This is a genomic window from Flectobacillus sp. (genome assembly GCF_049240685.1).
Classification (GTDB): Bacteria; Bacteroidota; Bacteroidia; order Cytophagales; family Spirosomataceae; genus Flectobacillus.
On sequence record NZ_JBMLSD010000102.1, the window covers coordinates 1 to 13,316 of the forward strand.

Here is a 13,316-nt window from a genome sequence, read left to right on the forward strand (position 1 = left end):
TAAAAACAAAGTAGCCGTCAAACAAAGTTCGACGGCTAAATTCACAGGCGCAAGGCCTGATAATCAAACACTATAATCAATTCCTTTTCCAAATTCGGATGTATCAATGTTTAATTTTTCTCTGAAAAACCTTCTATTTTAACATCCTGTAATAACTTATAAAGCTTGACGCAAGCGCCAAGCTTTTTCTATTTAGAATTTCCAACGTACAAAAGCTTCCATTGCTTCATATTCTGCTAGACCCAACTTGTTGTACAAGTCTGCTGTACTTGCGTTACGGTCTTCAGCTCTTTGCCAGAATTCGCGTGAGTCTGTTCCTTGGAATGGTACACCATCTTTTTGTGATTGGTGTTTGAAGATACCATAACGTTTCTTCAATACTTGGTCTGGTGACATTGGAACCGCCATTTCGATTTGGTCGATGTCCCACTCTTGCCAAGCACCTTTGTACAACCATACCCAACAGCTATTCATGTATTCACGATGTTTCAAACGGGTTACAGCGTCCATGATAGCATCCAAACATACTTTATGAGTACCATGTGGGTCAGCTAAGTCACCAGCGGCATAAATTTGATGAGGTTTTACTTCTTCAATCAAATCCATTACAATTTGAACGTCAGCTTCGCCAATTGGGTTTTTCTGAACTTTACCTGTTTCGTAAAATGGCATATCCAAGAAATGTACATTTTCTTTTGGAATACCCACGTAGCGACAAGTATTTTTTGCTTCTCCTCTACGAATCAAGCCCTTGATATAACGTACTTCTGGAGTATCTACTTCTGAATCTTTCTTGTTTTTCAAGAATTTTACTGCTTCACGATAGATTCGGTTTGCTTTTGGATTGTTTGCTTCAAACTTTTCGTTGAAGTCAACCACAAATTCAGCAAAACGAAGCGCTTCGTCATCTGCCACTGCAATGTTACCCGAAGTTTGGTACGCTACGTGTACATCATGACCTTGATCGTGTAAACGTTGGAAAGTACCACCCATCGAGATAATATCGTCGTCTGGGTGAGGAGAGAAAATAATCACACGTTTCTTCGCTGGATAAGCACGCTCAGGACGGTTAGAGTCGTCAGCATTTGGCTTACCACCTGGCCAACCTGTGATAGTATGTTGTAAGTAGTTGAAAACTTCGATATTGATGTCATAAGCCTGACCGTACAAGGCAAGTAAATCTGACAAACCATTTTCGTTGTAATCTGAGTTTGTCAATTTCAATACTGGTTTACCTACCTGTAAAGCAAGGTGAGTAACAGCCTTTTTCACCATCGGACGATCCCATGTTACTGCATCGACCATCCAAGGCGTACGAATACGAGTTAATTGAGAAGCAGCCGAATTATCTAATACGAAAGCCGCATTGGTATGATGTTGTAAGTAAGATGCTGGTACATCAGCAGATACCGAACCCTCTACCGCACGAGCTACGTTTTCAGCTTTGTGTTCACCCCAAGCCAACAAAATTACGCGTTTGGCTTCCATAATCTTGTTGATACCCATGGTAATGGCTTTTTTAGAAACTTTAGCCAAACCACCAAAATCACCAGCAGCATCAATACGTGTAGTAAGGTCGAGGGTCATCAAACGTGTTTTTGAATTTACCAACGAACCAGGTTCGTTGAAACCAATATGACCATTACGACCAATCCCTAATAACTGAAAATCCAAACCACCATAACGTTCAATTTGCTCTTCATAATCATGGCAAAAGTCAGCAACTTTCTCTAGTGGTAAAGTACCATCTGGCACATGCCAGTTGCCCGAAGGAATATCTACGTGGTCAAACAACTGTTCGCGCATGAAGCGTACATAACTTTGTACCGCATCTGGCTCCATCGGATAGTATTCGTCAAGGTTGTAAGTAACTACATTTTGGAAGCTCAAACCCTCTTCTTTGTGCATACGGATTAATTCCTTGTATACTTTTTTAGGAGAAGAACCAGTCGCCAAACCAAGTACAGCAGGTTTTCCTTCTCCTGCTTTTTGGCGAATGATTGAAGCTATTTCTAACGCTACTGAGCGAGAAGCTTCATCTGAATTTGCGTAAATTTTTGTAGGGATACGTTCGTAGCTGATGGCCTGTTCCATAGTTGTTTATGCTGCACGACAAAACGTCGCGATTGGTTTTTCTTACTTAAATATTTTTATATGAAAATTGGGAATAGTTCTTCTAGTCTTTTTTGCTTACCACAATTAGTTCCAATCCTAATACGCCAAGCACTTTGTCTAAAGTTTTGAGTGAGGGATTGGCTTTGCCAAGTTCAATTGAATGAATGGTCTTGATAGCAACATCGCTCTTATCGCTCAGCACTTCTTGACTGTAGGAAAGTTCATTGCGTCTTTCTCTAATTATGTGGCCTAATTGTTCGAAGTTCATATTACTTGATAATATATTACTTATTTCATGACAAAGATAGAAACAAAATATTAAATAAAAAATTTTAATAAGTAACATATTGCCGAATATAAAAAATATTTTAATGTTTTTCTCAAAAACCTTCAAAATGCTCATTTAAAGGCAGTTTTATCAAAAAAAAATCTGTAATATTTTTCTGAACATCTCTTCCAAAAAAGAAATTATGCTTTTTTTTCCATATCTAACTATTTAAAATCAACTCAAATCGGCAATATTTTACCTATAAATCCTAGTAATACTAATTTAAAAAAAATATTAACCAAAATTATAAAGTCAGTAGGGGCAACTACAGGCTAGCTTGTCAGAAAATTAAGGTGTTTTAATTTTCTTCAAAAAAAAACAAGACTTATTAAAACAAAAATTACTATTTGGTAGTTTATACTTTAGTTTAAATACATTTTAGTACAATTAAGTTGAGAAATATTCGATAACCGTAAATCAGTTAGCAGAACTAACTTAAAATAATCTGAATAAATCAAAATAGACCGCATATTTATTATTAAGTAGTTGTGCAACATTGGGCTTACGGCTTATTTACATAGGCAATCAGTAAAATACAACTATGATTTTATAAAGTCATGATTGGGCTTCTGTAAAATGCCTTCGGCTTACTGCCTAAAATATCCAACTTAAAACAAAAAATCACACTTTCACTGATTTAGTAAAACGGGTTTTATAATCTGCTTTACTATTTTCTTTACACAATCAAACATCAAAACAATTATCCATGAATGCAATTTTAAGAAACATTTGGGTAGTACTATTACTTTTTCCTCTTTGCCTACAGGCGCAAAACCAAAAACTAACCATTAGTGGTTACATCAAGGATGCAAAAAACGGAGAAGGCCTTATTGGCGCCTCAGTTTTTGTAAAAGAACTCATGACAGGTACAACTACCAATACCTATGGTTTTTACTCGATTACGGTTCCTAAAGGAAGCTACACCTTAGTAGTGAGCTCGGTGGGCTATCGAAAAGTTATTAGAGATATTAAGCTGACCGAACAAAGTATCAGCCTAAACCTTGAATTACAAGAAGATGGTCAGGAGTTACAGGAAGTAGTGGTAAAAGCAACCCGTGAGGACGACAACGTAAAATCGATGGAGATGTCGGTCAATAAAATCGAAATGAAAACCATCAAAAAAATTCCAGCACTTTTAGGAGAAGTCGACTTGGTGCGTGCGATTCAGTTTTTGCCAGGCGTTACAACAGTAGGCGAAGGCGCTTCGGGATTCAATGTGCGTGGGGGCGGTGTCGACCAAAACTTAATTCTCTTGGACGATGCACCAGTTTATAACTCCTCTCACTTATTTGGATTCTTTTCGGTATTTAATCCAGATGCAGTGAAGGATGTAAAATTGATTAAAGGTGGCATACCAGCGCAATATGGTGGTCGTGCGTCTTCGATTTTGGATGTAAAAATGAAAGAAGGTAATGCCAAAAATCTAGAAATCAATGGCGGTATCGGTGTAATTTTTAGCCGTTTGTCTATCGAAGCACCAATTGTAAAAGACAAAGCCTCTTTTATCGTGGCAGCTCGTCGTTCATATATCGACATTTTGGCCAAACCATTTCTGACTGGCAACAATGCAGGTTCTAGTTTTAACTTTTATGACTTGACGGCAAAAGTCAACTATAATATTGATAACAAAAATACGGTATTCCTTTCTGGTTATTTTGGTCGTGATGTGTTTGGACAAGACTTTGGCTTTAACTGGGGCAATAGCACACTTTCTGCCCGTTGGAACCACGTATTTAGCGATAAGTTATTTTTAAACACAACCGCTTTTTACAGTAATTATGACTACGCTTTAGACTCAGATTTGAAGAATAAAAGACCAAACAATGCTTTCAAATGGTCATCTAATATTACCAATCTAAGTTTTAAGCCTGATTTTACCTATTATATTTCGCCTAAAAATACCCTCACCTTTGGCGGTCAAATCCTAACTTACAACTTCAAACCTGGGGAAGCTACGGCCACATCCGAGGGAGAATCACGCTCGTTTGGCCAAGAACGCAAAAATGGTATTGAGTCATCGATTTATGTGGGTGATGAATGGAAAGTTTCGCCAAAGTTCTCAGTGCAATATGGCTTACGCTTTTCGAGATATGACTATTCGAGCCAAGAGGACTTTTACTATCAGCGAAAATACGTTGGTATTAGTGCAGAATTCCCTTCTGGATATGATTTGACATTTGTACCTAATACTAAAGGTAATACGATTCAAACTTACCAAAATCTGGAACCTCGCTTTTCGATGAACTACAACACGGGTGACAATAGCTCCATCAAAGCTAGTTATAACCGATTGACACAATACGTACACTTGATGTCAAACACAGCGGCCTCTACACCTCTGGACGTATGGACATCAAGCACGAATAACATCAAACCACAAATTGCCGACCAAGTGGCACTAGGGTATTTCCAAAACTTTGGAGATAATACTTACGAAGCATCGGCAGAGGTATTTTACAAGGAAATGCAAAATCAAATCGACTATGCAGACCGTGCTGATTTATTCTTGAACCCTTATTTCGAAAAAGACTTACTATTTGGTAAAGGTCGTGCCTACGGTCTCGAACTATTTGTTAAGAAAAATCGTGGCAAATTGACAGGTTGGATTAGCTATACCCTACAACGTTCAGAAAAGAAAATAGATGCCCTGAACAACGGAGATTGGTATTTTAGCCGTTATGACCGTACTCATACCTTGAATATGTTGGCTCAGTACGAAATCAACAAAAAATGGTCTTTTGGCGCAAACTTCGCCTATATTACGGGTGTTCCTTATACCCTACCCGAGCAACAATTTGTAGTAGAGGGACAAGTATATCCTTATATTCCTGTAGGTACTCGTGGTAATTTTAGAGTTCCAGCATACCACCGTTTAGACGTTTCGGCTACCAAGAAAAACAAAAAAGCATTATTTGGTAAAGGCGAGTCTGAGTGGGTATTCTCGGTATATAACTTGTATAATCGTCGTAACCCATTCTCGATTTATACTCGTCCAAACGAAACGAACCCTGCGCAAACAGAAGCTGTGCAGTTGTCTATTATCGGTTCTTTCGTTCCGGCTGTAACTTACAACTTTAAGTTTTAATCATGAAAATACCGACTTATCTCGATGAAAGAAGGTAAAAATGATCTTTTAAAGAATTTAACTTGTACTTAAATCATGAAAAAATATATTTTAAACGCCTTGATTGCACTTGGTACTTTGAGTCTAACTAGCTGCGAAGATGTCATTGATTTACAAGGTATTACCAATGCCCCATCCATGTTGGTGGTTGATGGAAATGTAACCGATGTATCTACCGACCAAGTCATCACTCTTACTCAATCGCAAGATTATTTTACCAATACTGCTGTCAAACCTGTTCTAGGGGCAACGGTAACTGTTACGGATAGTGATGGTCAAGTGTTTACTTTCAAAGACCTCAAAGGCGACGGTAAATATGTATGGACACCAACGACTGCCATTCCAAAAATTGGTCAAGTTGGAAAAACCTATACATTGAAAATAACAGCTAATGGTGAAACCTATCAAGCCGTTTCAGAACTAAAACGAGTACCGAAAATAGATTCGATTGCTTATCAATTTGATGAGGCTCGACTCAACCAAAGAGATGATGACAAAGGGTATCCAAAAGAGGGATATGATGCACAATTTTATGCCCGTGATTTTACAGGTATCGGAGATTGCTACAGAATTATAGCTTACAAAAATGGAAAAATGCTCGAAATGAGCAATACCGTTGCTATTGCCTACGATGCGGCTATTCAGAAAAGTAGTGGAGCGGCAGACGGATTAATCTTTAGCTTACCTGTACGTTCTACGATTTCGCCACAACTCTACTTAGCAGGCGACACTATCAAAGTTGAACTTCGTTCGATTACTGAAGGGCATTTTGACTTTTGGACACAAGCACAGCTCGAAGTCAACAACGGTGGATTGTTTGCAAGACCTACTGCTAATATTCCTACTAACGTCAACAACGTAAATAGCAGCTCTACCAAAAAGGCTGTAGGCTGGTTTGGTACATCAGCAGTGAGTTTCGCCCAAACGGTAGTAGACCCCAAAAAAGCTCAGACAGGGTTGAGATAGGTAATAGGGGTAAGGCAAAAGGCACTAGGCACTAGTAAAAATAAAAGAGGGATAAAGTATTTTAGAATAATACTCTATCCCTCTTTTATCATTTACAAACGATTTCTGGATAAATACTGGTGCCTTACCCCTTCTTGCCTATCCCCTTCATTTTAAGAAAACTTCTGCTCAGACTCTATCCCGTATTTGTACTTTTTGCCTTTCAGCTTTTCGTTTTGAATAGCTTTGACGAGCGATTTTACGACTGATTTTTTTACTGCGACAAAAGCCATAAAATCTTTCAGCTCAATCACACCAATATCTTCTTTTTGAAGATTACCTTTTTTAGCTAAAAAGCCCATGATATCCCCCTTACTCAACTTATCCTTTTTGCCACCGTTGATATACAACGTTGTAAATTCGGAGAAAGCAGGAGGAGTAGTATTTTCAGGAAAAATAAACTCTTCTATTTCTTGATTCAAATACTCTGGTTGATGCTCATTTCTATGCAAAAGTAAGTACGCAAAACCTTCAGCATTCATGCGGGCAGTACGTCCGTTGCGATGTACAAAGTCTTCATTTTTGAGTGGTAAATGATAATGAATCACGTGTTTTACAAAAGGGATATCTAAACCTCTGGCAGCCAAATCTGAGGCTACCAAAAATTTTACACTCCCATTTCTGAAACGAATCAGCGCTTTTTCTCTATCTAACTGGTCCATTCCTCCATGAAAAAAGGCATTTTCGATACCCATTTGCCAAAGTAAATCAGAAGTGCGCATGGTAGTTTCGCGGTGATTACAGAAAATAATACTCGGTTCAGCGCCCAAATGACAAATCAACTCAAACAAACGATCTATTTTATCTTTTGATTCTGAAATTACTTTATAAAGCTTCAAATCTGGTTTTTCATCCTCTTCTCTCGTAAAATTTAGCACCCAAGGTTGCGTAATTTTCGTAAATTCAGGAATCTTGATTTTAGAAGTAGCCGACACCAACACCCTCGTTTTGAGTTTACGAAGATGACCATAGATAAACTCCATTTGGTCATGAAAACCCAAACTCAATGATTTATCAAATTCATCTAAGACTAAAGTCTGAATACCCGACAAATCAAAAGTTTTGCGGGTAATATGGTCGGCAATACGTCCGGGCGTACCAATTAGTACTGCTGGTGGCTCGCTCAAGTTTTGAATCTCGACCGCCATGTTGTGCCCGCCATAACAAATATTTACTTTGTAACCTGTACCCATTTTGCGCCACACCTGCTCGATTTGTAAGGCAAGCTCGCGAGAAGGTGCCAAAATCAAGCATTGTACTCGTTTTTCCTCTGGTTTTAATTTGGTAAAAATAGGTAACAAAAAAGCAAGTGTTTTACCCGAGCCCGTAGGCGCAAGTAACAGGGTATCAGGTCGATTCTGAATACTACGGAAAGAATCCTCTTGGATTTGATTAAGCTGTTCAATTTCTAGATTGTTTAACAGCGATTGAATTTTATTATCTAATTGCATAATACAAAAGTACAAGCAAATAAGGAGAAGTGACGGAATAGACCTGAAAATATATTGGAAGGGAGCAATAACAAAAAGGAAGATTCGGGCTTGGCAAGGAAGTAAAAGTTAAAAGATTTGAAAAATTGTCACAGTACATGACTCATCTTCAAATCTTCAAATTTTCAAACTAAAAACTTACATTTCCCCCAGCTGGTTTTTATCGATAAACTCTTTGAAAGCCCGACGATAGGTATCACTAATCGGCAGATACGTTTGTCCTATCAAGACTTTCTCTTTGTGAATAGCATCGATTGCATCTAATGCAACAATGTAAGAGTTGTGGATTCGAATAAATTTTTGTTCGGGCAATTGTTCCTCCAAAGTTTTCAAACGTTGTAGCGTGACCACTTTTTGATTTTTAGTAAAAATTGTCACATAGTCTTTCAAACCCTCCACATAAAGGATTTCGTTGAGCCTGATTTTGACTAGTTTTGTTCCATCTTTCACAAAAATATAAGCTGGACTATTATCTACAACAGGCACTTTTTCATGAATAATTCGCTCGACAGTCGTGGGAGTAGCCGCAGTCAGATTTTCATTTCCTCCCAGTCGTTGGCTTGCCTTTTCGACAGCTTTCAAAAAACGTTCAAAAGTGATAGGTTTGAGTAAGTAATCCATCACATCGAGCTCGTATCCTTCTAAGGCATATTCAGAATAGGCGGTTGTGAGAATAACGAGTGGCTTTTTTTGTAATATTTTGAGTAAAGTAATACCTGTAATTTCAGGCATTTGCACATCCAAAAACAGTACATCTACAGTATTTTCTCTCAAAAACTCAATCGCATCCAAAGGATTTGAACAAGCCTTAAGCAAATTCAGATAGGGGACTTTTTTTACATATTCGGTCAAGAGATTGCGTGCCAAGGGCTCATCTTCAACAATCATGCAGGTGATATTCATGCCAAATTGAGGGTTAAGTGTACACGATAATGAGTTGGGGTATCCTCAATGATAAGCTCATGCTGATTGGGATAACTTAGCTCCAAACGGCGTTTTACGTTCTGTAAGCCTATCCCCGACTTTTCTTCATTATTGGTATTTTTCGGAATTTTTGGATTTTCTACAATATAGGTAAAGGTCTGATTTGAAAGTTCTACTAGGGCATAAACAAAAGAATCCGATACGTTATTGCTCACCCCGTGTTTAAAAGCATTTTCCAAAAAAGTAATCAAAATAAGCGGCACAATCATTACACCATTGATTTCTCCTTTTACCTCCAACTGAATCGGTATTTCATTATTCAAACGTAGCTCTTCCAAGCTAATGTAGTTTTGCATATACTCTATTTCCTTCGACAACGGTACTTTGGCATGGTTGGAGTCATATATCATATAACGCATCATTTGCGACAACTTGGCTATCACTTCGGTAGTATTCGGGGAATTTGTAAAGGCCAAATAATATAAATTATTCAAGGTATTAAATAAAAAGTGAGGGTTGATTTGAGCCTTCAAAAATCGTAATTCGGCCATCAAACCTTCGTTCTCAATTTCTTTCTTTTTGGCTTCCAACTCAAACCAATCTTCCACAAATTTTAACATACTGATAAAAGCCACGATAAACAAAGTGGAAAGTGTTGAGCTTACCCAGAAACGATCGGTATACAAAAACCAGGCTTCGTGTGAGTATCCATCCACAATCCATCGCTTACCGTGAACCAATATTTCGACACTCACAAATAAAGGAAGTAAAATACTAAGCAAGTAAGAAGATAAATCTTTGCTAGTCAAAAACTTGGGCAACAATACAAAATAATTGAAATATGCGATTAGAGCAATACAAACGGCCTGAAAGCCTGCATCTAAAAATGCTTTCAATAAATCTGGTTCTTGACCGTGCTTCGGATAAGTAAACTGATAATAGAAAAAGGAAAAATACACACACCAAAATGCGATGTGGATATATAGGATTCGTTGTTTTTTTTGAGTATTCATTATAATGATGTATAGTTTTGGTACTTTGGTAGTCCTTATCAAAATTTAGGTTGCTTCCCTGCACGTTCAATTCCCTTCCTAAAGTGGTGATTTTTTAAATCTCGACAGAAAGTTAAAAGATTCGGTAAAATAACACCTCAAACTAGTTCTATTATTCTACATTTTGCCCTTTGTAGCCGATAATTCCTCTCTTTTTATCCATAACTCCGTCATATCGAGCAAACTACCGAGTTGTCGAGTCGATTGTCCTAAAGGTATAATACAAAAAATTAAGTTGATTTTATGTATTTGTTTTGTTCTATCAAAATCACAACGACATGCAGATTTTAATTTCCTCAAATAATATGAAAACATTTTTTTCTTTACTAGCGTTTGTATTGACCTTACCAATGGCACAAGCGCAATTTCCAGGCGCAGGTGCTGAAGGGCAAGGTCGTCAGCGCACCGCTTCCGACAACAGTGCTGTAATCAACCCAGCTCCTAAAGGCAACGCCAAGATAACAGGCTATGTAATTGACTCGGCGGCTACTCAAGCTGTAGAATTTGCCAATATAGCACTCATCAACAAAACCAACAATAAAGTAGTAGACGGAACGGTGGCCGATGAAAAAGGTAAGTTTACCATGAAGGGGCTTGCAGCAGGTGACTACAAAATCGTTATCTCTTTCGTAGGTTTCAAGAACAAAACCATCGATAAAGTTAGCTTGAAAAAGGGCGATGACCTAGACTTGGGTGTTATCAAATTGAACCCTGAAATGAAAATACTTCAGGAAGTTACAGTTACGGGTCAAAAGGCTTTGATTGAGGAAAAGGTAGACCGTTTGGTTTTTAATGCAGAGAAAGACATGACCTCGAAAGGGGGCGATGCCTCAGATGTACTGAAGAAAGTACCCATGCTAACTGTAGACTTAGATGGCAATGTCTCTTTAAGAGGTAGCTCAAATATCAGAGTGTTGATTAACAACAAGCCATCAACAATCATGGCAAGCAGTGTGGCAGATGCACTAAAGCAAATTCCTGCCGATATGATCAAAACAGTAGAAGTAATCACATCGCCATCTGCCAAATATGATGCCGAGGGCTCTGGAGGTATTATTAATATTGTCACTAAAAAGACAACCCTTGAGGGGCTAACCTTGAATGTGGATTCGGGTGTAGGCAACCGTTCTTCTAATTTAGGACTAAACGGCAATTATCGAAAAGGTAAAATGGGATTTAGTTTAAGCGGATTTGGACGTGCTTTTTACAACCCATCTTCGGGTACGCTAACTCAATCAACCCTACAGGGAGGTTCTACGATTACTACCAAGCAAAGTAGCGACGCCCAAGACAATGGTTTGTTTGGTCAATATACCCTTGGTTTTGATTATGACTTAGCCAAAAATCAGTCACTTTCGGCAAGCGCTCGTTTTGGGGTTCGTAATTTCAAACGTGACCAAACTCAGGCAACTTCTATTTTCAAAGACGAGATTTTGAGTAGTACCGCATTGAGAGGTATCAATTCACAAGACCTATCAAACTCGGTGGACTTAAACATTGACTATCTTCATACGTTCAAGCCACAGCAGGAGTGGTCGATTTCGACGCAGTATAGCCAAAACAATTTGACTAACAACTTTACGTCGGATTTATTAGGAACTAGCAACGATATCCTTTCGCGTCAAAAAAACATCAACTTGAACACCAACAAAGAGTTTACGGTACAAACTGACTACACTACTCCACTGACTAAGAATCAGTTACTAGAATTCGGCGTTAAAGGAATTTTTAGACAAGTTAACAGTAATTATGAGTATTTATTGGCCACTGGTAACTCTTCTTTATACTTTAACGATGCTAGTCGCCCAGCGGGTTTATTGAATTATCAGCAAAATGTGGCGGCCGGATATTTGTCTTATACGTATACCACCAATAATAAATACACCTTGAAAGTAGGTACACGATATGAGCTAACTAGCATAAAAGCAAATGACGCCAACAGTACTATTTCAATTCCAGATTATAGCAATTTAGTACCTAGTGTCAATCTCTCTAAAACCTTTGGAGGAACAACCCTAAAAGCAGCGTATAATCGCCGTATCCAACGACCAGGTTTGCAACAATTGAATCCAAACTTCAATGCAGCCAACCCCCAAGATATCAAAATTGGAAATCCAAATTTGAGTCCTGAATTGACCGATAACTTTGAACTTGGTGCTAGTACCAACATCAATAAAACCTATATCAATGCCTCATTATTTGCACGTCAAACCAATAATTCGATTTCGCAAATTAGAGTATTATCTGATACCTTATCTGGCGCATTGATTACGACCTATCAGAATATTGGGAAACAACAAAACTACGGAGCTAACCTATTTGCGAATGTATTTTTGACTTCTAAGTGGACACTAAACGGAGGTATAGATATTTTACATACCTATTTAGAAGGACAGGCTCAAAGCTTAAGCGGTACTTCATATACCACAAGTAACTCAGGATTTGTAGTAAGTGGACGTATCATGACATCATTGTCTTTAACCAATGGATGGGGTATTCAAGGATTTGGATTTTTCCGTGGGCCTCAGATACAGTTACAAGGCTCACAAAGTGGATTTAGAATGTATTCGTTGGGTATCAAAAAAGATTTGCCAAACCAAAAAGGAAGTATTGGGATAGCAGCCGAAAATTTCATGACGAATGGCTTTGTTATAGCGACGAATCTCAACTCAGAAACTTTTAAACAGACAAGCGAAAATAAAATATATAACTCGAGCGTTAAACTTACATTCAGTTATAAAATTGGCAAAATGAGCTTTTCTAGCCCCAAAAAAACCAAGTCCGTATCTAACGACGATGTAAAAGGCGACGGAGGTGGCGACAATAGCAGTGGCGGACAATCGGCACCAGCTTCTGGCGGAAATAGTGGAGGAAGACCAAGATAATATTGAGTATATTTTCGTAATATTATTCTTTATTATTAAATTTGTAACCGATTGAAATCTTCTTCAATCCAACGAGAAATAAGCTCTTCTAAAATTCATTTATCTTGGATTTTTTTCAGACAATTTCTTCAAGCATTATTGTACTTTGATAAGTATCTTGAAGTAAAGACTTCAAGCAAAATATAACCTCAGGAATGGTAAACCACGAGTTTTCTAATCCTCTTATCTAGGGCACACAATCTATATAATTGTGTTTTTTGGATAATAATTTAGAAAGGCTCGTCCTAATCGAGACGAGCCTTTTCTTTCATATATCATTTTCATCGACATAACGATTGATGTACTTTTAATTAAGTAATCGTGCAGAATTATATTTAAGTTTTGTGTTTTAGG

The 13,316-nt window shown here is 37.9% G+C and carries 8 protein-coding genes; 3 read left to right on the plus strand and 5 right to left on the minus strand.

Annotation, left to right across the window (positions count from 1 at the left end; all coding sequences use genetic code 11):
* Window positions 1-192 precede the first annotated feature (192 nt).
* Both nagB and ACOVQ4_RS04675 read right to left on the minus strand, forming a co-directional pair.
* Window positions 193-2,094: a glucosamine-6-phosphate deaminase gene (gene nagB / locus ACOVQ4_RS04670; RefSeq protein WP_421819492.1), complete on the minus strand. Its 1,902-nt coding sequence runs from the start codon at window positions 2,092-2,094 to the stop codon at window positions 193-195.
* A gap of 82 nt (window positions 2,095-2,176) precedes the next feature.
* Entirely contained in the window at window positions 2,177-2,383 is a 207-nt protein-coding gene (locus ACOVQ4_RS04675; RefSeq protein ID WP_095160250.1) for a helix-turn-helix transcriptional regulator, read from the minus strand.
* Between the two features lie 766 nt (window positions 2,384-3,149).
* On the opposite strand from ACOVQ4_RS04675, the gene ACOVQ4_RS04680 reads away from it, so the two are divergent.
* On the plus strand, window positions 3,150-5,528 hold the full coding sequence (locus tag ACOVQ4_RS04680; RefSeq protein WP_421819493.1) for a TonB-dependent receptor: 2,379 nt from the start codon (window positions 3,150-3,152) through the stop codon (window positions 5,526-5,528).
* Window positions 5,529-5,603: 75 nt separating this feature from the next.
* Complete coding sequence (locus ACOVQ4_RS04685; protein ID WP_421819494.1) at window positions 5,604-6,533, plus strand: DUF4249 domain-containing protein; 930 nt, start codon at window positions 5,604-5,606, stop codon at window positions 6,531-6,533.
* A gap of 152 nt (window positions 6,534-6,685) precedes the next feature.
* On the opposite strand, the gene ACOVQ4_RS04690 is transcribed toward ACOVQ4_RS04685, so the two are convergent.
* The 3 genes from ACOVQ4_RS04690 to ACOVQ4_RS04700 form a co-directional block, all read right to left on the minus strand.
* Window positions 6,686-8,023: a DEAD/DEAH box helicase gene (locus ACOVQ4_RS04690; RefSeq protein WP_421819495.1), complete on the minus strand. Its 1,338-nt coding sequence runs from the start codon at window positions 8,021-8,023 to the stop codon at window positions 6,686-6,688.
* 177 nt (window positions 8,024-8,200) lie between these two features.
* Complete coding sequence (locus tag ACOVQ4_RS04695; protein WP_421819496.1) at window positions 8,201-8,965, minus strand: LytR/AlgR family response regulator transcription factor; 765 nt, start codon at window positions 8,963-8,965, stop codon at window positions 8,201-8,203.
* The gene (locus ACOVQ4_RS04700) at window positions 8,962-9,999 is read right to left on the minus strand and encodes a sensor histidine kinase (RefSeq protein ID WP_421819497.1); all 1,038 of its coding nucleotides are present in this window, start codon (window positions 9,997-9,999) and stop codon (window positions 8,962-8,964) included. The genes ACOVQ4_RS04695 and ACOVQ4_RS04700 overlap by 4 nt, the downstream gene beginning before the upstream one ends.
* A 344-nt stretch (window positions 10,000-10,343) precedes the next feature.
* Here ACOVQ4_RS04700 and ACOVQ4_RS04705 point away from each other — a divergent pair, with 344 nt between their 5' ends.
* On the plus strand, window positions 10,344-12,923 hold the full coding sequence (locus tag ACOVQ4_RS04705) for a TonB-dependent receptor domain-containing protein (RefSeq protein WP_421819498.1): 2,580 nt from the start codon (window positions 10,344-10,346) through the stop codon (window positions 12,921-12,923).
* The last annotated feature ends 393 nt before the right edge of the window (window positions 12,924-13,316 follow it).

Excerpts from the sequence above, each read along its gene's own strand:
- ACOVQ4_RS04705 (WP_421819498.1), top strand. The coding sequence starts at position 10,344 with ATGAAAACATTTTTTTCTTTACTAGCGTTTGTATTGACCTTACCAATG.
- nagB (WP_421819492.1), bottom strand. The coding sequence starts at position 2,094 with ATGGAACAGGCCATCAGCTACGAACGTATCCCTACAAAAATTTACGCA.
- ACOVQ4_RS04700 (WP_421819497.1), bottom strand. The coding sequence starts at position 9,999 with ATGAATACTCAAAAAAAACAACGAATCCTATATATCCACATCGCATTT.
- ACOVQ4_RS04695 (WP_421819496.1), bottom strand. The coding sequence starts at position 8,965 with ATGAATATCACCTGCATGATTGTTGAAGATGAGCCCTTGGCACGCAAT.
- ACOVQ4_RS04690 (WP_421819495.1), bottom strand. The coding sequence starts at position 8,023 with ATGCAATTAGATAATAAAATTCAATCGCTGTTAAACAATCTAGAAATT.
- ACOVQ4_RS04680 (WP_421819493.1), top strand. The coding sequence starts at position 3,150 with ATGAATGCAATTTTAAGAAACATTTGGGTAGTACTATTACTTTTTCCT.
- ACOVQ4_RS04685 (WP_421819494.1), top strand. The coding sequence starts at position 5,604 with ATGAAAAAATATATTTTAAACGCCTTGATTGCACTTGGTACTTTGAGT.
- ACOVQ4_RS04675 (WP_095160250.1), bottom strand. The coding sequence starts at position 2,383 with ATGAACTTCGAACAATTAGGCCACATAATTAGAGAAAGACGCAATGAA.